Source organism: Candidatus Njordibacter sp. Uisw_058, from assembly GCF_047730065.1.
In the GTDB taxonomy this organism is placed as follows: Bacteria; Pseudomonadota; Gammaproteobacteria; order Pseudomonadales; family Balneatricaceae; genus Njordibacter.
Genome location: NZ_CP159829.1, coordinates 481833 through 503272 on the forward strand (window position 1 = coordinate 481833; position 21440 = coordinate 503272).

The following is a 21440-nucleotide window of genomic DNA, read 5'->3' on the forward strand; positions in this document are numbered from 1 at the left end:
GATTAATAAAAAGGTAATTCCTATGATACTAAAAAAAATAAAACCTTCTATCGTCTCGGTCGCATTGAGTGCTTTCTTATTAGCGCCCAGTGCCGCAGTAATCGCCGCTGACTTTCCAAGTGCTCCTGTTCAAGTCGCTGTGGCCTACGGCCCTGGTGGTGCAACAGACTTCCAAGCACGCATTGCAACAATGATGGCGGGCAATGAAAAATACCTCAATATGCCCATGGTTATTTTTAATAAACCAGGTGCAGGTGGGCAAAAAGGATGGAACTGGTACGCCAGTAGTGCCAGCACTGACGGTCACCAACTTGCCGCTTATAATGTGCCCCATTTTATTGCCCAATCGCTCAAGTTTGATACCTCTTATAACATTAACAACTTGGAACCCATTGCTAATTGGGGGGCAGACCCAGCCGTCTTAATCGTACCTGCAGATAGCCCCTTTAATTCGGCTGCAGACGTTGTGGCTTGGTCTAAGGCTAATCCTGGTAAATTAACAGTGAGTGGGGCAGGGCTTTATGTTGGTCATCATATTGCAAGTTTGCAGTTTGACAAAGTAGCCAACATTAGCACCAAGTACATACCAGCCGGTGGTGGTGTTGCAGCGATGAAGATGGTTTTAGGTAGCCAAGTGATGGCAGGCTTCAATAATTTAAGTGATGCATACCGTCAAGGTGATCGCATAAAAATAATTGCTGTAGCCGATAATCAGCGCGAAGAAACCTTTTTACCCGACGTGCCAACTTTTAAAGAGCAAGGGATTGATGTCGATGATTCGAGTGTTAACTTTAGAGGCATCATGGCTCGCAAGGGCACACCACCTGAGGTGATAGATTTTCTTGCTGAACGTGTTCATTTAATGTTTCAAGATGGTAAAGTGGCCAAAAAAATGAAATCGGGGGGCTCACCAATGCGTATTATGACTCGTGCTGAAGTCAAAAGCATGTGGGTTGAGCGTCAAGCTTACCTAGACAAACTCCTGGCTGATTTATAGTACACGGAAAGTACACTGATACTATTTTGAGAGTCGTCAAATAGTAACGTTCTAGTACTCTTTTGCTGCATGGTGCCGCTGCTTAGTTAGACGCTAAGCAGTTGGTTCCTTGTTGCTCCAACTAAAACTACACCGTTTAAAACGGATGCATGTGGAGGTCTAAATGACCCAAACAAATGCTGTAAGTCAAGTTGCCCTGCTAATACAGCGGGCTAGTCAGGCTCAGCAGCAGGTTGAAAGCTACAATCAAACTGCAGTTGACGAGTTAGTGACGGCGGTGGCATGGGCCTTAGTCAATCCTGAAAATAATAAAATGTTATCTGAACTGGCTGTAGCTGAAACAGGGCTGGGCAATGTGGCAGATAAAATCACTAAGAATCACCGAAAAACATTGGGTTTATTGCGTGATTTAAAAGATGCTAAAACTGTAGGCGTTATTAGGCGAGACTCAGAGCAGGGTATTGTAGAAATCGCCCGTGCTGTTGGAGTTGTAGGCGCAATTGTGCCATCTACAAATCCTATTGCAACCCCGATGAATATGATTTTGAATGCGCTTAAGTGTCGTAACGCTATAATTTTGTCGCCTTCACCTAAAGGTCAGCCCAGTTGTACGCGGTTGATTGAACTAATATATTTAGAGTTGGATCGCATAGGTGCACCACGAAATTTAGTGCAAGCTTTACCCAGTCCAGTGAGTAAAGATTTGAGTATGGAAATGCTCAAACAAGTGGATCTCGTGGTGGTTACAGGCTCACAAAATAACGTTAGGGCCGCCTACACCTGCGGTACTCCAGCGTTCGGTGTGGGCGCTGGTAATGTCACTAGTTTAATCGATGAAACGGCAGACTTGGCCTCAGCTGCTGCTAAAATAAAAGCCTCAAAAACCTTTGATAATGCCACTAGCTGCTCGTCTGAGAATAGTTTGATCATGGTTAAAGCTATTTATAACGATATGCTAAAGGCTTTGGAGTCAGTAAATGGGTGCATATTGACCCCCAAAGAGACTGCAAAATTAGAGGCAGTTTTATGGCACAAGGGCCACCTCAATGCATCCATGCTAGCAAAACCGGTCAGTGTGATGTGTGAACTTGCGGGTATTACTCGAATTTCTGCTTGTGATGCTGATTTTTTGATGGTGGAAGAGACGGGTGCGGGTGCAGATTTCCCTTTTTCTGGCGAAAAAATGGCACTTGTTTTAACCTTATATCGTGCCCAAGACTTTGATGATGCCAAAAAAGTAGCTAATACTATTTTGAACTATCAAGGCAAAGGACATTCTTTAAGTTTGCATAGTCAATCCATCGAACGAGCCGAGGCATTGGGTCTTGAAATGCCAGTTTGTCGGGTGATTGTGAATCAAGCCCACTGTTTTGCGACAGGTGGCAGCTTTGATAATGGCTTACCGTTTTCCTTATCTATGGGCTGTGGCACATGGGGAGGTAACGTCACGGATGAAAATGTTCATTATCGGCACTTTATGAATGTAACTAAGGTCGTGCAGACCATTCCACCCCGAGAGGTCTCAGTAGAGGATATATTTGCTGACTACCACCGTAGGTATCTGTCATGAACTTACCTCAATATGTGCCAGCTGCTGATACCGTCCGGGGGCTAATATCCCACTATGCGCAGTTGCAACCAAATCAGGTTTACGCTGTCTTTCCAGAGACTGACACATTACTGACCTTTAAACAGTTAGAGCAGGAAGTTCAGGCCTATGCAGCCCAGTTTAATGCGTTAGGGTTAGTCCAAGGGAACACCATTTCTTTCATGATGGGCAATGGTAAGACACCTTTGATGTTGTTTTTAAGTGCGCTCTATACAGGCCTCATGATTTCACCGCTCAACCCTGCTGCAGGCCCTGATCAGCTTGGGTATGTCTTGCAGCATTCAGATACTAGACTGGTCTTTGTCAACGCCGCATCTAAACTGTTATTAATGCAACTTGGGGATAAACTCCCTCCAGATATTAAACTCATTGACGCGCATGAAGATTCTGGACTGAGTTGGTCTAAAAGTTCTGCTAGTGCGATTAAGTTAGAGTCTATTACGCCCCAAAGTGATGGATTGTTAATGTACACTTCAGGCACAACTGGACGTCCAAAAGGTGTTGTCTTAACCCATGAAAATCTCATAGCGGGCGGCATGAATACGGCAGTAGCCCATGGATTACAAACCACTGACCGTGGCTTGTGTGTGCTCCCTTTGTGTCATATTAATGCACAATGTGTATCTGTTATGTCTTCCCTGGTCAGTGGTAGCAGTTTAGTGCTACCCCATGGTTTTAGTACCTCTAAGTTTTGGAATTGGGTCATTGATTCTAGATGCAGCTGGTTTAGTGTGGTACCTACTATTATCTCTTACTTGATGCATCAAACCTCTGATGGGCAGTCTGTAAAACTTGAGTCTGCTCACACCAAAATACGCTTTGGACGTTCTGCATCTGCTGCATTGCCACCAGTCTTGCACTTGGGTTTTGAAAAACGCTTTGGTGTGCCTATTTTGGAGACTATGGGCCTGACAGAAACTTCAGCACAAATACTCTCCAATCCACTGCCACCTCAAATCACTAAACATGGCTCTCCAGGTATAGCCTATGGCACTCAAGTGAAAATCATAGATTCCTCTGGACAAGAGGTAGGGCGTGGTATTGAAGGCGAGTTGTTGGTAAAAGGTAAATGCGTCATGCGTGGCTATTATAAAAACCCTGAGGCGACCCAAGCAGCCATTGATGACCAAGGTTGGTTTCACACAGGTGATTTAGCAGTTATGGATGAGGATGATTTTTGTTTTATTACGGGACGCATAAAGGAGTTAATTATAAAGGGGGGTGAAAATATAGCACCGAGGGAAATTGATGATGTGCTTTATACTCATCCTGCAATAATGGAAGCGGCAGCCTTTGGCATTGAAGACCTTCACTATGGACAAGACGTAGCAGCTAGTGTTGTGCTCGCGCAAGGTAAGGAAACCACTGAAGCTGAATTAATTGCCTTTTGTGAAATTAAACTAGGCCCAGTTAAAACCCCCATAAAGATTAATTTTTTGCACGATTTACCAAAGGGGCCCTCTGGGAAAGTACAGAGGCTAAAGCTGGCTCAACAAATGGAAAACCCCGCAAATTGATAGCCAAAGTGACGTTTTATTTGCCATGGCTGTCGCACAAGTTCTAAATTAAGGCGTTTGCTTACTTTTGTTGGCCCCAAGCTTATTGCATAATGGGTCAACGATTAGGAATATTGCACTTTTTGAGGATGAACAAGTGATTGCAAGCGACACAACATTAGAACACGATTTCATGCACTGGCAGTGCTTAAGCCGCCTATTCGCTGCGCGCCAAGCAGCTGGATTCCCTTTAGATGAAGCCAAGCCTTTAGTCTGCTACGGCGCAGATGGAGATGTGGGTGTAGAGCTAACCATTTTGATTCTAAAGCGTGAACTGGACCATTTGGTGGCCCAATATAAGCACAATGCTAAAAAGACCGTTGACCCTATTGAGCGCTTTGAGTGGGTAGTGAAGCAATTGTCAGCTGACTATTTCCAAAAAGCGGATAGCTTTCAGTCGACCATGACAGCCTTGTGTCCTGCAGAAGCCCCTCATGCTCAAAAGTTGTTAGACGCTGGAGAATGCAGAATGGTGTTCAGGGCTCGGGGTGACGGTTACTTGGTGCCTGCTAAAGTAGATCAGCTCGCAGCAGATGATATTCGGGCCCAATTTACCCAACTTCACAACTTTCACTTTAATCACAAACAGCCTCGGCCCCATGTGATTTTAGGGTTTAATCCTGATTGGGAAAAAGCCCAAAAAGTAGCGCCTTAAACCACATCCCAATAAGCCTAAACTCAACAAAAATATGGGCCAGTTAAGGCCTGTATTATAGGGAGTTTGGCCACTCATCAAAGTCACTTCGCCAGTGATCTCTGCCCGTTCATACAAAGGGGCCATATGCGTAATCTGGCCAGCCGCATCAATTAACGCCGAAACTCCACTATTGGTAGATCTAACAACGGGCTTGCCGTTCTCTATAGCCCGCATTTGTGCCATTTGTAAATGTTGCCAAGGTGCTAATGAGCGCTCAAACCAAGTGTCATTACTCACGGTTAGAATCACTTTGGCTGTGGCTGCTTGCTGGGCCACCAGTTGTGGGTAAGCAATTTCATAACAAATATTGCCAGCGATGGCTAGATTTTGGGTTAACAAACCTTGTTTTTGGAGTGGCAGCTTAAAGGCTGACATCGGCAAATCAAAGAAGTCTATAACGCCCCTTAACCAATCCTCTAAGGGCATATACTCACCAAATGGCACCAGACGCTGCTTATGATACTGGCCATCTTCAGCGCCAAAAGCGATGAGCCCATTGTAATAGTTAGCTCTCGACTTGGTGCTCTGGCGCATCACTGTGCCACTAATAATTTGTGTGTTTTGCTCTTTAGCAAGGGTGCTCAGAGGCTTGAATGCGGGCGCAACTTTATCCCAATAAGTGGCAATGGCGGTTTCTGGCCAAACAATGAGGTCACTGTCTAAATGCACATAAGACTGTTTAAGGTAATAGCCCAATGTGGGCGCTAATGTTTCTGGTAACCATTTGCTTTCTAAACTAATGTTAGCCTGCAGCAAAGACACCTTTATGGGATCTTTTGAACTTGGATGGGTCCAAGCAATGGTGCTTAAGCCATAACCGCCAGCCCAAATCACCAGCACTAGTATGAGACGTAAAAACGGTTTTAGTGGGCTACCAAAAAGTAACAAAGCGCTGGCTAGGAGTATCAAAGTAACCCCATGCACGCCTAATATTGGGGCGTAACCAACTAGCGGCGTGTCCAGCCCTGCATAACCTAGGTATAACCATGGAAAACCCGTGAGTAACCATCCCCGCAGTAAATCGAGGCTAATCCATAGGCCTATAAATAATAGCGTAGGGTATTGATGATGAGGTTTAAATCGATAATATATGCCACCAAATAATGCATAAAATAACGCCATACCGCCACAAAATAAAGCAGTGAGTAAGGTCGCTAACAACCAGTGAGTGTCACTATGGTCAACCATGCTTACAAACACCCAACTCACACCCACACCAAAATACCCTAAACCATAAACAAAGCCACTCAGTAAAGCTTGTTTGGCTGTGTTAGTGTGATTAAGGTTGTACCAAAGTAGGGCCACACTCAGCAGTGCTAGTGGCCAAAAGTTGATAGGGGCAAGGGCGATCGGGGCCAAGGCGCCAGCGATTAAACTGACCCCTAAGTTAACTCTCAGGGAGTGGCTCATTAGCATCGTTGCTAATTGGGTTGACTTGCATCAGACGAATACGGCGGTTGTCTGCAGCCAAAATCAGAAAGTTCAAATCACCCACCTGAATGTTTTCATCTTTGGCGGGTAAATGACCAAATTGTTGGGTGATAATGCCACCAATAGTGTCAAATTCAGCCTCATCGTAATAAGTACCGAAGTGGGCATTAAAATCGTCAATGGTAGTAAGGGCTTTAACTAAGAAACCTTTGTCTACAAAAGGTCTAATGTTGCCATCATCTTCTTCGGCATCAGTCTCGTCTTCAATTTCACCCACAATTTGCTCTAACACGTCTTCTATAGTCACCAAACCTGCAACACCACCGTATTCATCTAAAACGATGGCCATGTGATAACGGTTAGTGCGAAACTCGTTGAGTAAGATAGACAAGCGTTTACTCTCGGGCACAAAAATAGGCTTACGCAACATGGCGTTGAGATCAAAGTTATCCATTTGCTTAGCAAACGCCAGAGGCAGTAGATCTTTAGCCAATAAAATGCCCAACACCTCGTCAGGCGATTCACCAATCACTGGGAAACGTGAGTGTGATGTTTCAGTAATCGTTTGCATGAACTCCTGAGTGCTTTGGTCCGCTTTAACAACGGCCATTTGGGGCCGTGGAACCATAATGTCACGCACTTGCATGTGTGACATTTGTAAAGCACCTTCAATAGTGTCGAGGGCTTCACGATCAAGTATTTGGTCTTCTTCAGCTTGGCGGATTCGTTCTAACAACTCTTCTTTGTTGCTAGGCCGGTCACTGAGGAAAAAAGAAAGTTTATCCAGCCAGGAGCGTTTGTCCTGACTGTTGGTCGACGCGTCGTCGTTCATAAGGGTTGTGTATTCCTAAGGGTTAATAACACCAGTTTATACGCTTAGTCGCTTTCTATAGCAACATAAGGGTTAGCTATATTGAGGCTTGCCAATAACTGGCCCTCAAGCGCTTCCATTTCTTCGGCTTCTTGGTCTTCAGTATGGGCAAAACCTTGCAAATGCAAGGTGCCATGTATAATTAGATGGGCCCAATGATCAGTCACGTTTTTGTGTTGCTGTGCGGCTTCTTGAGCTAACAATGGCGCATTGACCACCAAGTCGCCTAAATAGCTCACAGGCCCTAATTCATAGGCCATCGCTGCAGTTAATTTGGGGTCTTCAAACTCGGGTGTTTCAAAAGGGAATGACAAAACGTTGGTGGCTTTGTCTTGGCCACGATATTGCAGATTTAATGCATGGCTCTCTTCATTATCAACCATACGGATGGTTATTTCAGCCGCCGTATTAGGTGTTTGTAGGGCTAATTTTGTCCATTGCTCTAACTGGGCTAAGCTCGGCAAATTTTTATTATCACAGGCAATCTGTAGATCTACCATCATGAGGGTTTATTTTCAAATGCGTCGTAGGCATCTACAATGCGCTGCACTAGTTGGTGCCGCACTATGTCGCCAGATAAGAAGTGGGTGAATCCAATGCCATTAATACCATTCAACACCTCAATGGCATGCTTTAGGCCAGACGCAGTGCCTTTGGGTAAATCGATTTGGGTGACATCACCGGTAATCACCGCAGTAGAACCGAAGCCAATGCGGGTGAGGAACATTTTCATCTGTTCGCAGGTGGTGTTTTGGCTTTCATCCAAAATGACAAAACTATCATTTAGGGTTCTGCCGCGCATGTAGGCTAAAGGTGCAATTTCGATGATGTTCTTTTCAATCATGCGCACGACGGTTTCAAAGCCTACCATCTCATACAGTGCGTCATAGAGTGGGCGCAGGTAAGGATCTATTTTCTGCGCCAGATCGCCCGGTAAAAAACCCAGTTTTTCTCCAGCTTCTACCGCGGGACGCACGAGTATTATGCGACGCACTTCCTCCCGTTCTAGCGCTTCAACAGCGCAGGCCACGGCAAGGTAAGTTTTGCCAGTACCAGCTGGCCCAATACCAAAGTTAATGTCATATTTGTGGATAGACCGAATGTAATTTTGCTGGGTTTCGCCCCGAGGTTTTATGGTGCTGCGTTTGGTGCGAATAGTAAGCCCCGTATCTTGTGGCTGGTTGGCTTTGGGGACCATTAAATTAACACTGGTTTCGGTCATGGTTTGTTGGGCTTCCACTAGGGCGAGATGCACCATTTCTGGAGTGACTTCGCTGGTTTGTTGGGCTTCACGAAAGAGTTGTTGTAATACGTTTTCACCAGCAGTACAAGCTGCATCGGGGCCTGCCAAATGAAAACGATTACCACGGTTGCTAATGCTAATTTTAAGGCGTTGTTCAATAATACGCAGGTTGCCATCCAACTGACCTTGCAAGCTAGCAAGGTGTTGAGTGTTATCGGGTAACAGGCTAAACGTGGTCTCGTTTTTGTTACCGTCTGAGCTAGTTGACCTGTGGGTAGATTTTCTCATATCACCTATTGCAGCACGATTGGGCCAACAGGCGCAAGCCCGTCTAACTCAGAAGCCACGAGTTTACCTCGCAAGGAATGGGGAAACGCCTCCAAAATAAGGATTTGGGCGAACTTACCAATTAAGTCAGCATTATTACTTGCAAAGTTCACAGACCGGTTATTTTCTGAACGCCCGGTTAATTTGCCTGGGTCTTTTTTAGAGTATCCGTTCACCAACACCCGTTGCAAGCTGCCCACCATGGCCTTACTAATATCAAATGATTGACTGTCAATGCGCCGTTGTAACTGCGCTAAACGTTGTTTTTTAGTCACATCATCGGTGTTATCAGGTAAGTCAGTAGCGGGAGTGCCTGGCCGTTTGCTATAAATAAAGCTATAGGATAAATCAAAACCAATGTCTTCAATTAAATCCATGGTGGCCTGAAAATCAGCGTCAGATTCACCAGGAAAACCAATAATAAAGTCTGATGAAAAGCTAATGTCTGGGCGTTGCTTGCGGATGCGGCGCATCTTAGATTTGTATTCTAAGGCCGTGTGGCCGCGTTTCATAGCCATTAATATTTTGTCAGAGCCAGATTGCACTGGCAGGTGTAAGTGGCTAACCAGTTCGGGTATTTGACCAAAAGCGTCTATTAAGCTGTCAGAAAATTCAACAGGGTGGCTGGTGGTAAAGCGAATACGATCGATACCATCAATATTGGCTACCATTACAATCAGTTCAGCTAAATCCACCGTGTCACTATCATCTGTTTCGCCCTGATAGGCGTTCACATTTTGACCTAACAAGTTGACTTCTCGCACGCCTTGTTCGGCCAGTTGCTCCACCTCCAACAAGACTGAGGCAAGGGTGCGGCTCACTTCTTCACCCCGGGTATATGGCACCACGCAAAATGAACAGTATTTTGAACAGCCTTCCATAATAGACACAAACGCTTGTGCACCTTCCACTTTTGGTGCGGGCAAGTTATCGAATTTTTCTATTTCTGGAAAACTAACATCCACTACAGCCTTGGTGCTGGCGTCGGTGGCATCGATCATTTCGGGTAAACGGTGCAATGTTTGGGGCCCAAAGATCATGTCTACAAAGGGCGCTCGTTTAGAAATGGCTTCACCTTCTTGGCTCGCCACACAACCACCCACTCCAATTTTAACTTGGGGATTAGCTTCTTTGAGTTTGCGCCAGCGGCCTAGCTGGTGGTAGACCTTGTCCTGGGCTTTCTCGCGGATAGAACAGGTATTAAGTAGCAGCACGTCTGCATCAGCCTCGTTGTGGGTAATTTCCATGGCATGGCTATCACCCAATAAGTCAGCCATGCGTGACGAATCATATTCATTCATCTGGCAACCGTGGGTTTTAATAAATAGCTTTTTAGTCATGTGGCACACCTACGTCAATTGAAGTGTTATTATACATTTAAGACCTCCATTAAACCTAGCTTGAAAACACTGTTTTTAGCGCTAATAAAGGTTAATAGAGGCTAATAGAGTATGCTCAAGGATTCAGGGCCTACCACAGGGTCGTAGACTATGAAAATGGGCATAAGAGACACAGTAGATACGCATGAAAAATATGAATGAAGTCACTAAAGAGACGGGTGAGCATTTTAAACTCGATGAGCGCCTAAAAGCCGATTGTGAATTTGTTGCTAACTTAGGTGTGTGCACCTTATTGCTAATGAATAATGCCAGTGTGCCTTGGTTTATTTTGGTGCCAACCGTCACGCAGGCAACAGAACTCACCGAGCTCCCAATGAAGCAACAGCAACAAGTGCTGCACGAAATGAATCAAGTGGCTGCCATGGTCACTAACCTATATAGCCCCAAAAAACTTAATACTGGTGCCTTAGGCAATATTGTGAGCCAGTTGCACATTCACGTGATTGGGCGTTTTACCAATGACCCAGCGTGGCCTAACCCAGTGTGGGGGCAATTGGCTGCCAATCCTTATAGTGAGGCCCAGCTAGTGCAACAATTAACCAATATTCGAGCCTGTCTACGACCCTAAACTGTATGTGTTTGACTGAGATGATTTTAGCATTGTCTATGAACAGTAATTGCATTGTGGTTGAAAAAATGAATTTTTTTATTGTAATTTTACTTGAGATTTAGGCTGCGGCCTCTTTTAAATGAAAAGGCAAAAACTATGTTCCAAGTTCGCACACTTGTACCTGAATTCTGATGTTTAAATTTCGATGAAAGCCTGCACTATTATACGGCGGTAGTTGGGTTTTCTGTAGCCCAGAGGCGTGGTAATGATCTCCACGCATATTTAGAATTTGGAAATGCCCAAATTATGATCGCATGTTGCAAGCAAGATGGGACTTGGGAGCCTGCACCACTAAAAAAACCTTATGGGTGAGGTGTGAGCTTTCAAATCCTTACCCATGATATTAAAACAATTTACCAATCCGCATTGGCTGCAGACATTAAACCATTTGTCGAGCTTTACACCAGCTGGTATTGGCGAACGGATAGGATGAAAGAGCGGACTGAATTTGGTTTGCTTGATCCAGATGGTTACTTATTACGCTTTACTGAAGTTGGTTCACATTGATCCATAGAACAGTCTAATATGGATACGCTAGACGAGAAAAGGGGAGCAATGCCGTTATAAGTTCAAGCCCTAGTTCATGATTCAAAGATTAGCCCCATAAAAAGTCACTGCACTCAGCTGCGTTGCTAGATCTTACTCAAGACCCTAAATTGAATAGGCTAATAGGTTGTTGTGCAGCGACAACATTATCTTCAATACGCACGCCACCTAAAGGCCTTAATTGGTCGATAGCTGTATTGTTGAGAAGATGACCTAAGCCATTATCACGGCACTTTTGTAACAAGCTATCAATCACATAAAGCCCTGGTTCTATTGTAACTACCATGTCTTTTTCTAAGATTTTGGTACAACGTAAAAAGGGGTGATTCTTTGGAGGTAGGAGCATAGTGCCCACTTCGTCTTGCTGCCAGCCACCAATGTCATGCACCTGTATGCCTAACAAGTGGCCCAAGCCATGGGGGAAAAACACACTGCTTATACGACGGGTGACTAATTCGTCTCTCGAACCTTGCACGAGTTTAAACTCTAATAGTAAATCCAACACCAAGCTGTGCATTTGATGGTGCAGGTCAGCAAAATTTACCCCAGGCTTTACCATAGCGCACACACTGAGTTGGGCTTTAGTCATGGCGTCTATTAAGCCTTGATAAAAAGGGCTACCACGACTATGGCAGCGGGTAATGTCAGCGGCATAGCCATGGCATGGGGCGCCAGCGTCGATTAAGAAGCTCTGCGGCTGATGCATATTCTGTGGCTTGTTGTCGTAGTGTTGATAATGTAAAACGGCACTGTGAGAGCCAAAACCAATAATATTACGATAAGGCATTTCGACGGGATCTAACTGCACTGCAGCAAGGTAGGCGAGTTGCGTTTCAAACTCACTTTTGCCATCCATAAAAGCCTGTTCTGCTGCCCTGTGGCCAGCTAAAGCGAGGATATTGGCTTGGGTTAAGCAAGCAATTTCATATGGGCTCTTAACCGCTCTACCGTAGTGTAAACGATGCATTAAACCGTCTGGGTTTGATGTGTTAATACCTAGCTCTTTAGCAAGCTCAGTATCCTCTCCAATCCATGCTCTGTGAGCAGTTGTGGATTGATAATGACTCAGCTTTTGTTTGACTTGTGCTAAATCAGCGCAAAAATGAATATCAAAGTAATCACACCAAAACCCCTGCGGTGGTTGGGGTGGCACGTGCCAAAAGTCATCAGCCAAATGATAAAAAAGCACTGGTTTTTGGCCCGTTTGTATGAGCAAGTAGCAGTGGGGGCTTTGGGTAACGGGCAGCCACCAAACAAAATGGGGGCTGGCCTTAAAGGGGCTATGGTAATCATCTAAAAAGTGCAGTTTGGGGACGCCACTGTGAATTAACATACTGTCGCACTGCTCTGCATGCATGGCTTTTTCTGCTATTTCTGTAAGGCGAGACAAATGACGAGGATAAAGTGAGGAGAAGCTTTTTGTAACATCTGAATTCATGGCTAAAAGGTTCTAAACTAGATAGGGTTGAGTATGATTATCAGATCTAGTGGCTATTAGAGCAAGGAGTATTATCCGTTGCAAGCAATACTCCAAATAGTTGCAACTATGTGACGAATCGCACATAATAGTTGCGTGCAGTAACTGCAATAACAATGCCACTGTACATCGTGACGTTTGGTGGTAGGTTAAATAGCATGCTATTAATGCACAAGGATCGCTGTAATGAAATTACAAACGACTGATTTAGACAAGATGCAGCTGCTTGAGGGGTTAGATCCCATCATTCAAAACGCTTTGTTGACGCATTTTCATATCCGTACTTATGCGAAAAATGAAAGTGTTGTGCAAAAAGGATTGGCTTCTGCGGAGCTCTATTTTCTAGTGTCTGGGCGATTGAAAGTCGTAGATTTTATTCAAAATGGTCGTGAAATTGGTTTTGTGTTTATTAATCCAGGGATGCATTTTGGCGAGCTCTCATTAATTGATGGCAGGCCTCGTTCTGCCTCAATAATAGCAACTGAGCCATCAATTGTAATTGTGCTGCCAAAAAAAGAAGCTCAGCAACTCATTTTTTCTGTGCCTCATGTATCTAAAAAACTCCTTTTGCAATTGACAGATACCATTCGTAAAGACAACGAACATATCATCCTCCTTGGTTCTGGTAGTGCATATTGCCGTATTTATAAGCTTCTCCTGCAGCAAATTGAGTCCGTTAAAGGTGAAACCATTATTGAGCGCGTCTTGACCCAGCATGAGATGGCAATCATGACGAACACGACCAGGGAAACGGTGTCACGTGCCATAAGCCAATTACAAGTAGCGGCTGTGGTAAGAAAAGAAGGCAAAAGGCTGATTGTTATAAAGCTTGATGCTTTAAAGCACCTCAGCCTTGACGTTTAGTTTTTTGAATAAGGTATTTTGTTGGAGCAAGTTTTCATGATCCGGGTGCTGCACGTATATAAGTGTTTTGGGCCGAAAAAGTTCGGCGGTGTTGAAGCTTTTATCGAAAATCTAGTTGAATCTACAAAGCCAAAATGTCTTCATATAATACTTGCGTGTGGTCCTGTAAACTTTACCACTGTGGTTCGGTATAGAGATTCAATCGTTGTTTTAGTCAGGCCTCAGTTCACTGGATTTTCAATGCCCATTGCTTTTGCAATGATTCCTATTTTCTGGGTTCTTTCTCGCAGAGTAGATGTGGTTCATTATCATTACCCATTTCCGTTTCAAGATATTTTATCGTTTTTTGCCAAGTCTAGTTTGCCGAAGGTAGTCACTTATCACAGTGATATTGTGAGGCAGCGTTTTACAGGTTATTTATACCGCCCTCTTATGCGCTTGTTCCTAAATAGAGCTGATGTGGTTGTTGCTACATCACCCGTTTACAAAGCCTCAAGTTGCGTTTTACAGTCACTAAAAAAGCCCCCGGTCGTGATTCCTTTGGCCATACAAGCTGAGCCTGCAGAATTTGATCAATCTTGCCTAGCTTATTGGAAACAAATTGTAGGCTCTGGCTTTCAGCTATTTATGGGTGCCCATCGGTCCTATAAAGGTCTGCCAACATTGGTTGAGGCTGCGGCGAGAACAAAGCTTCAGTTGGTCATCACTGGTAAAGGCATGCTCACGGAAAAAATAATGCTGCAAGCCCAATCCCTAGGAGCTGATAATATTTCTTTTGTAGGCTTGGTGGGCCGCGCTGATCAAGCCGCCTTGCTATATTTGTCTCGAGTGTTAGTGTTGCCATCGTGCCAAAGGTCTGAGGCTTTTGGCATTGTGTTGTTAGAAGCCTCGCGACAATCCACACCAATGATAACAACAGAAATTGGTACCGCCACATCCTGGGTTAATCAACACATGTCCACAGGATTGGTTGTGACCCCTAACAGCCAAGTAGAACTCGAGGAAGCTATGATGTTCATGCATCAATCACCAAATGAGGCAGTAAAGATGGGTCTGTTAGCTAAGCAGCGTTTTGACTCAATGTTTGATGTGACCTTGATGGCTAAGAGTTACATTAAACTTTATCAAAGCATGATTTCTAATAAAAATTTATCACATAATGCCCAGAGTGATAAACCAAAAGGGAGGAGCAATTGGCGTCGAGGAATAAATAAGTGATGAAACATCATTTTCAGCATTTGGAATATTGTTTGATTCCGTGTTTATGGTTTAAAACTAAGGTTAGATTAAAAAGTAAATATTTAAAAAACTGTGATATATATCACATATATGTTAAGCTTCTTTCGTTATCTTTTCGCAGCGTAAAATTAGGCCTATAGTTAAAGGCCAATTCAAGGAAATTCTTTTTTCTTAGGACAAGAACATGGCTATAAAACCCCAAAAAACTGACTTGCAACGTGCATTAAAAAACTGTCGAGGTTCTTTTGCAATTGTTGGGTTCTTTAGTTTATTTGTAAACTTACTGATGCTTGTTCCTGCTCTTTACATGCTACAGCTGTACGATCGTGTTCTAAGCAGTGGTAGTCAAGTCACTTTATTGATGCTGACGCTGCTCATGGTGATGTTGATGGTGGTAATGGGCGCTCTTGAATGGATGCGCTCCGCGATACTTGTGCGAGTGAGTAATCGTATAGAAATGAATCTCAATCAACGGTTATACGATGCGGTTTTTCGCATGAGTCTCTACACTGGGGGCCAAAGTGGAAACACACAAGCGTTAAATGATTTGACTAACCTGCGCCAATTCCTTACCAGTGCTGGCGTGTTCGCCTTTTTTGATGCGCCATGGATTCCAATATACATGTTTGTGATGTTTGCTTTTCATCCACTGCTAGGGTGGATGGCAGTGGGTGGGGGCCTAGTGTTAGTGGTGATCGCTATCATTAACCATAAATCAACTAATCCTCCTTTGATGAACGCCAATAAATTCCAAATGGCCGCTTCAGGCATGACTGCAGCCAGTATCCGTAACGCCGAGGTGATTGAGTCTATGGGGATGCTTGATAACATCAGGTCCCTCTGGTTAAGAAACAACATCCAAAGTCTTTCCCATCAGTCTACTGCTAGCCAGCGGGCAGGTTTTTTAGCCAATTTTTCCAAAACGTTTAGAATGTTGTTGCAGTCTTTGGTTTTAGGGGCGGGTGCATACCTAGCGATTAACCAAGAAATATCTCCAGGTCTGATGATTGCAGGTTCCATATTGTTGGGTAGAGCATTAGCGCCCATTGATTTAATGATTGGCAGTTGGAAGGGTTTTATAAGTGCTCGCCAGCAGTACGATCGACTTAATAAACTATTGAGCCAAATTCCAAGTCCTGAAGAAAAAATGGCCTTGCCTGATCCAGTGGGTAATCTTTTCCTAGAAGCTGTTGTCGTTGGAGCGCCAGGGTCTAGAAATCCTATTGTTAAAGGTATCCAGCTGGGTATAGATGCTGGAGAGAGTGTCGCTATTGTAGGGCCAAGTGGTGCTGGAAAATCTACCTTAGCACGAGCCATGCTAGGAATCTGGCCCTGTTTAAGTGGTAAAGTACGGCTTGATGGTGCGGATATATTTTCTTGGAATAGGGCGCGGCTAGGGCCCCATATAGGTTATTTACCCCAAGATATTGAGCTGTTTGACGGCACTATAAGTGAAAATATCAGTCGCTTTGGTGACCTTGACTCAGACGCAGTGGTTAGGGCTGCGCAGATGTCGGGTGTGCACGAGATGATCCTCCAGTTTCCTGATGGTTATGACACTATTATCGGTGCCACGGGTGGTGTTCTTTCTGGTGGTCAAAGGCAGCGTATAGCGCTTGCTCGAGCTCTATACGGTGATCCTGTTCTAGTGGTTTTGGATGAGCCTAATTCAAATTTGGATCAACAGGGAGAGCTCGCTTTAGCTAAGGCTTTAGAGCAAATGAGTGCAAAGGGTATAACGGTCATCATCGTTACGCATCGACCTAGTATTTTGGCTCAGGTCGATAAGTTGTTGGTTATGAAAGATGGTCGCACAGAAATGTATGGCCCGCGTGAGGAGGTCCTACCACAGTTGATGGCATCACATTCTGCAAACCAACCAAAAAATCCTGTACCCCTGCCAAGACCAAGCGCGCCAAAACCTGTTTTACCAGCACATTTAAAAGGGAATATGTAATGAATCAGCCGCAACCCATAGGTCAGTCGGACTGGCCTGTCGTTAAGACTGGTGATGCTTTTTATCGCATTATAGGTTTACTAATCATTGTGCTTTGTTTTGGCTTATTTGGCAGTTGGGCTGCTCTTGCGCCCCTAGAGAGAGCTGCTTTTGCTGCAGGAACGGTTAAGGTGGCTTCTAACAAAAAAACAGTACAGCACCTTGAAGGTGGAACGGTTAAGCGTATTTTAGTGCAAGATGGTGAAGCGGTAGAGGCGGGAGACCTTTTGGTAGAGTTAGACTCCTCGCAATTGGTTGCTCAGCTCGACGTGTTTACCCATCAATTGATGCAAGCAAGGATCATTGCCAAAAGGTTGCTTGCTGAGCAGCAGCAAAAGCTAGTGATAGATGTTGGCTCTATTGCTCTACCAAAAGGCGATAAGCGAACTCAGGTGATGTTGGCTAACCAGCAAGACCTATTAACAGCACGCACTACTGCAATGAGTGGCCGAGTTAACGTTCTTCAGCAGCGTATTCGCCAACTTGAGTCAAACCGTAGTGGTCTGATAGAGCAAAATAACACGACAAGCATGTTGTTAGCTTCCTATAAGACTGACTTGAACGATCAAAACGAGTTGTTAAAAGAAGGCTACGCTCAGATAAGCAGGGTGCGTGATCTCGAGCGCAACATATCCACTTTGAATGGTGATGTTGCGAAGGTGAATAGCAGTATCAATGCCTTGGATATGCAGGTTAATGAAACCAAGCTAAATATCACACAGCTGAGAAAAGATCGTACAGCCGAAGTTGCACAGCAACTTGCAGAAACTGATATGGCCATCAACGAGCTACAGGAAAAAAATTCCATATTGTCTGAAAAAATATCTAGAACGCTAATTTTGGCTCCAGTAACGGGTAATGTGTTGAACATGACGTTGCATACCGTTGGCGGTGTTGTTGCTCAGGGCCGTTCGATATTAGATATTGTCCCGTACCAAGACAGGCTTATTGTGGAAGCTCAGATTGCTATTAACGATATCGACAGCGTTGCGGTAGGTTCAACAGCTGACATTCGTTTCAGTGTATTCAATGAGGTCAAATCAACAGTAATAGAAGGCCGAATAGAATACATTTCAGCAGATAGACTAGTGTCTGAAAATGGAGGTTTTCCCTATTACCTAGCCCGTTTAGAGGTGACCGATAAGGGGATGATCGCGTTGGAGGGGCATACGTTAATTCCCGGAATGCCAGCTGAAGTATTGATTAATACGGGTACAAGAACCCTGTTGCAATATTTGTTGCAGCCTGCGTTAGAAGCTTATTCACGTTCATTTATAGAGGAATAAAGCCATGTATAAAGCGTTAACTAAAATATTAATAACGGCTAGTTTGGCTATGCCTAGTGCTGCCGCATCACTGGTTGATGTGGCTGAGGCTGCTCTTGTAAACAATCCGCAAGTCCAAATTGCAACACTCTCCATGAATATGGATAAGCAGCAGTCTTTGATTCAATATTCAGCTTTTGAGCCGCAGGTGGGGATAAGTGGCAGTCTTGGGCTGCAGGGTCAACGTGGTAGTAACTATCAAAATCTTAACTATTTAGCAGAGACTGAACAACTTACAGTAACTCAGAAAATATATGATGCAGGCGCTTTAGATATTCAGTCGAGTCTTGACCTGAAGATTGAGCAGGCTCGTTTTAGGTTGTTGGAAACGGAGGGTATGGCGTTGCTCGACGTCACCGAAAAATACGTTCAAGCAGCGATAGCAATAGATAAAATGAACTTGCAACAGCAAGAGGAGCGTTATAACGCAAAATTACTTAAATCCATAAAGTACAAATCTAGATTGAAGGAAGTCTATATAACAGACGTTCATATGGCACAAGCCAAGTATGATTTGTCTGTATCTGAGACGCTTGTTGCGATATCTGAGGTAGGCACTGCCCTTAATAACTTGAGCCAAGTTGTGGGATTTGAAGTAGGCGTATTCAAGCCAAAAAATCAGCTGAATTTCATTATTCAAGAACGTGGGTTAGAGTTTTGGCTGGCTCAGGCCCAAGAGTCTAATTACGCTTTAAAAGCTGCTGATGTAGGATCGAAAGTGGCCTTGAAGTCACTTGACGCACTTGCTTTTTCAAACTTCCCTGTCATTGATGCAAGACTGAACATAAGAAACCAATCAAATAGAGGGGGGGGTAATAGTGCCCCAGGTGCAAGCGGACACAGCTTTGTAATTACTTTAAATATGCCGATCTACCAGGGTGGGAAAGTGGAGGCCCAGCGCCAATATAGTAAAGATAACTACGCAATCACATTACAACAACATAGACAAATTGAGCAAGACCTGACAAGCCGTATTACTGTGCAATATTTACGTGAGCAAGCGATGGGTAAACGTAGTAAAGCGATAAAGCGTGCCTTAAAGTCAACCCAAGAAGCAACCCAAGCGATTCAGACTGGTCTCAAATATGGTGTATCCACGCAAGCTCAGCTGCTAGCCTCAACCAAACAAGAGTTTGAGCTACAGTTGCAACTTAAGCAGACAACATATGAAGCAATGCTTAGCAGTATTCAGCTCAGGCACATGGCTGGCCAACTAACTATCGAATACCTCCGAGAGCTGTCGAAGCAACTTCCCAACACTGGTAATGATGTATGAAGCTGTTGGTTAACTTGAGTTCGCTTAATCACCCCCTTACGGGCATAGGCGAATACACTTTGAACCTTGTTAAAGAGATGCTAGACGACGATCAGGTACAAGACATAAAAGGCATTCGTTCTTCTAGGTATCTTGACCGCCATCAAATTTCAGTATTAATAGCTGCGCTAGAACAAGGTCATCAAACAGATCAGCCCTTGACTAGATACTTAAAAAAAATGAGCAGGTTAAAATTGATTGCGCGGATAGCTCGAAAAGCTATTAATGCATATCGTGAGATTAGTTTTCGATTTTACCGCAATATGTTGAAGCACTATATTTATTGGGAGCCCAACTATATTTGCCTAAATCATCAGGGTGTCTGCGTGCCAACGGTGCATGACCTGTCTCATCTTATTTGTCCGCAGTTTCACCCCAAAGCGCGTGTTAAATACCTAAAGGCAGAGCTACCTCGAACATTGGCAAGAGCTAAGCATGTCATTGTTGTTTCACAATATACAAAGCAAAGTGTGATGGAACATTTTGATTTGGACGACCGGCAAATTACAGTTGTGCCACCCTCAGTAAAAAGCGAGTATTATCCGCGCACCGCATCAGAGTGTGCCCAATTGAAAAAACGATTAGGCTTACCAGAGAATTTTATACTGTTTGTTGGTACTCTGGAGCCAAGAAAAAACCTACAAGGCCTCCTTTTAGCCTACAAATTGTTATCTACAGAGTTGAAAAGCCAATACCCATTGGTATTATCGGGAAAAAAAGGTTGGTTGTTAGAAGAAATCGAGAAAACATTGCAGCCTATGCTTGATAGCGGTGAAGTCATATGGCTTGGGTATTTAAACAGTAAGGATTTGCCGGCTTTATATAGCTCCGCTACCGCATTTACTTATGTATCTCATTTTGAAGGTTTTGGCATGCCTATTGCGGAGGCTATGGCCTGTGGTACGGCTGTGATTGCAAGTGACAATACTGCAATGAAGGAGGCTTCTGGTGGCGCCGTCTGCATCGTGTCGCCGCATTCAATAGGAAGTATTGCGCAAGGCATGCGTAAAGTGCTGTTAGACAGCTCATACCGCATAGAATGCGAGACAAAGGGCTTAGAGATCTCTAAAAACCGTAGTTGGAAAGTTTCTAAACAGTTGCTCGTTACCGCCCTTAGCAATTTAAATAATGGTGCACAGATTTAGTTATGGCGTTTAAAACTGGAGTTTTAGTGCATTTCTTACGTCAAGATTTGCAGCACAAATATGCTGGAACGTGGCTTGGCAGTATCTGGAGTATAGTTTACCCGCTGGTTTACATTGCTATATTCATACTAGTGTTTGCCAAAATCATGGGGGCAAAGCTGGCTCTGTTAGGGCTAGATTCTGACGAATACGGTTATAGTATCTACTTAATAAGTGGCATGTTGCCTTGGACTTATTTTTCGGTTGCAGTGCTAAGAATTAGCACGATATTTTTGGATAAGGCAGGGTTAATTGGTAAGGTTCAACTGCCCTTAGCTCAGCTACCTTTGTCAGTAATCGGTGCAGAGTTGATTGTTTTTTTGATTTCCCTCGTATTTTTTGCTTTTTTTATGTTGTGGATTGGCTTTCCCATTACGTGGGCATGGTTGGGTTTAATACCTGTTATCCTAATCCAGTCTATATTTATTTACGCCATTGGGCTAATTTTGGCCGTGTTGGTCATATTTGTCCGTGATGTTAAAGAAGTCACTAACGTGGTCGTGCAGATATGGTTCTGGCTGACCCCTATAGTTTATGTGCAAAGCATCATCCCAGAGAACTTTCTGTGGTGGTTTAATATTAATCCTGTTGTGCCGCTGCTTTCCATGTACAGGACGATCATCATAGATGCCCAAATACCAACCTACTGGACGTTATTTGCTCACCTTGCCATTGCCCTCACTATGACCTACCTTGCTTTGCGCTTTATTAAGGGCTTAGAGCGAGATCTAAGAGATTTGATTTAAGGAATCG

At 44.1% G+C, this 21440-nt stretch carries 19 protein-coding genes; 13 read left to right on the forward strand and 6 right to left on the reverse strand.

Annotated features, from left to right (window positions below; genetic code table 11):
• Positions 1-22 precede the first annotated feature (22 nt).
• From ABXT59_RS02320 to ABXT59_RS02335, 4 genes are all read left to right on the forward strand, one after another.
• The gene (locus ABXT59_RS02320; RefSeq protein WP_443637436.1) at positions 23-997 is read left to right on the forward strand and encodes a Bug family tripartite tricarboxylate transporter substrate binding protein; all 975 of its coding nucleotides are present in this window, start codon (positions 23-25) and stop codon (positions 995-997) included.
• A gap of 163 nt (positions 998-1160) precedes the next feature.
• Positions 1161-2567, forward strand: coding sequence for an acylating sulfoacetaldehyde dehydrogenase (sauS, locus tag ABXT59_RS02325; protein WP_443637437.1), 1407 nt, complete (start codon positions 1161-1163; stop codon positions 2565-2567).
• A complete protein-coding gene (locus ABXT59_RS02330; protein ID WP_443637438.1) occupies positions 2564-4123 on the forward strand; it encodes an AMP-binding protein in 1560 nt (519 codons plus the stop codon). The genes sauS and ABXT59_RS02330 overlap by 4 nt, the downstream gene beginning before the upstream one ends.
• Positions 4124-4259: 136 nt before the next feature.
• Positions 4260-4817, forward strand: coding sequence for a hypothetical protein (locus ABXT59_RS02335; RefSeq protein WP_443637439.1), 558 nt, complete (start codon positions 4260-4262; stop codon positions 4815-4817).
• On the opposite strand, the gene lnt is transcribed toward ABXT59_RS02335, so the two are convergent.
• From lnt to miaB, 5 genes are read right to left on the reverse strand one after another with little or no spacing between them, the layout of a single operon-like run.
• Positions 4770-6269, reverse strand: a complete 1500-nt coding sequence (gene lnt, locus ABXT59_RS02340) for an apolipoprotein N-acyltransferase (RefSeq protein WP_443637441.1) — start codon at positions 6267-6269, stop codon at positions 4770-4772. The two genes, ABXT59_RS02335 and lnt, sit on opposite strands and share 48 nt — an antisense overlap.
• Positions 6247-7122, reverse strand: coding sequence for an HlyC/CorC family transporter (locus ABXT59_RS02345; RefSeq protein WP_443637442.1), 876 nt, complete (start codon positions 7120-7122; stop codon positions 6247-6249). The genes lnt and ABXT59_RS02345 overlap by 23 nt, the downstream gene beginning before the upstream one ends.
• Positions 7123-7166: 44 nt before the next feature.
• Positions 7167-7664 carry an rRNA maturation RNase YbeY gene (gene ybeY, locus ABXT59_RS02350; protein WP_443637443.1) on the reverse strand — a complete coding sequence of 166 codons (498 nt, stop codon included), beginning with the start codon at positions 7662-7664 and terminating at the stop codon, positions 7167-7169.
• The gene (locus ABXT59_RS02355) at positions 7661-8692 is read right to left on the reverse strand and encodes a PhoH family protein (RefSeq protein ID WP_443637445.1); all 1032 of its coding nucleotides are present in this window, start codon (positions 8690-8692) and stop codon (positions 7661-7663) included. The genes ybeY and ABXT59_RS02355 overlap by 4 nt, the downstream gene beginning before the upstream one ends.
• A gap of 5 nt (positions 8693-8697) precedes the next feature.
• Positions 8698-10071 carry a tRNA (N6-isopentenyl adenosine(37)-C2)-methylthiotransferase MiaB gene (gene miaB / locus ABXT59_RS02360; protein ID WP_443637446.1) on the reverse strand — a complete coding sequence of 458 codons (1374 nt, stop codon included), beginning with the start codon at positions 10069-10071 and terminating at the stop codon, positions 8698-8700.
• 184 nt (positions 10072-10255) lie between these two features.
• Between miaB and ABXT59_RS02365 the strand changes: the two genes are divergently transcribed.
• Positions 10256-10699 carry an HIT domain-containing protein gene (locus tag ABXT59_RS02365; RefSeq protein WP_443637448.1) on the forward strand — a complete coding sequence of 148 codons (444 nt, stop codon included), beginning with the start codon at positions 10256-10258 and terminating at the stop codon, positions 10697-10699.
• 357 nt (positions 10700-11056) lie between these two features.
• Complete coding sequence (locus tag ABXT59_RS02370) at positions 11057-11248, forward strand: hypothetical protein (protein ID WP_443637449.1); 192 nt, start codon at positions 11057-11059, stop codon at positions 11246-11248.
• A 136-nt stretch (positions 11249-11384) separates the two neighbouring features.
• On the opposite strand, the gene pepQ is transcribed toward ABXT59_RS02370, so the two are convergent.
• Positions 11385-12725, reverse strand: coding sequence for a Xaa-Pro dipeptidase (pepQ, locus tag ABXT59_RS02375; RefSeq protein ID WP_443637450.1), 1341 nt, complete (start codon positions 12723-12725; stop codon positions 11385-11387).
• A gap of 225 nt (positions 12726-12950) precedes the next feature.
• Here pepQ and ABXT59_RS02380 point away from each other — a divergent pair, with 225 nt between their 5' ends.
• The 7 genes from ABXT59_RS02380 (at position 12951) to ABXT59_RS02410 (ending at position 21433) form a co-directional block, all read left to right on the forward strand.
• Positions 12951-13628 carry a Crp/Fnr family transcriptional regulator gene (locus ABXT59_RS02380; RefSeq protein WP_443637451.1) on the forward strand — a complete coding sequence of 226 codons (678 nt, stop codon included), beginning with the start codon at positions 12951-12953 and terminating at the stop codon, positions 13626-13628.
• 36 nt (positions 13629-13664) lie between these two features.
• A complete protein-coding gene (locus ABXT59_RS02385) occupies positions 13665-14846 on the forward strand; it encodes a glycosyltransferase (protein WP_443637453.1) in 1182 nt (393 codons plus the stop codon).
• 205 nt (positions 14847-15051) lie between these two features.
• Positions 15052-16824, forward strand: a complete 1773-nt coding sequence (locus tag ABXT59_RS02390) for a type I secretion system permease/ATPase (protein ID WP_443637454.1) — start codon at positions 15052-15054, stop codon at positions 16822-16824.
• Positions 16824-18149 carry an HlyD family type I secretion periplasmic adaptor subunit gene (locus tag ABXT59_RS02395; RefSeq protein WP_443637456.1) on the forward strand — a complete coding sequence of 442 codons (1326 nt, stop codon included), beginning with the start codon at positions 16824-16826 and terminating at the stop codon, positions 18147-18149. The genes ABXT59_RS02390 and ABXT59_RS02395 overlap by 1 nt, the downstream gene beginning before the upstream one ends.
• Before the next feature lie 4 nt (positions 18150-18153).
• The gene (locus ABXT59_RS02400) at positions 18154-19464 is read left to right on the forward strand and encodes a TolC family protein (protein ID WP_443637457.1); all 1311 of its coding nucleotides are present in this window, start codon (positions 18154-18156) and stop codon (positions 19462-19464) included.
• Entirely contained in the window at positions 19461-20648 is a 1188-nt protein-coding gene (locus ABXT59_RS02405; protein ID WP_443637459.1) for a glycosyltransferase family 4 protein, read from the forward strand. The genes ABXT59_RS02400 and ABXT59_RS02405 overlap by 4 nt, the downstream gene beginning before the upstream one ends.
• A 2-nt stretch (positions 20649-20650) precedes the next feature.
• A complete protein-coding gene (locus ABXT59_RS02410) occupies positions 20651-21433 on the forward strand; it encodes an ABC transporter permease (protein ID WP_443637461.1) in 783 nt (260 codons plus the stop codon).
• Positions 21434-21440: the final 7 nt, after the last annotated feature.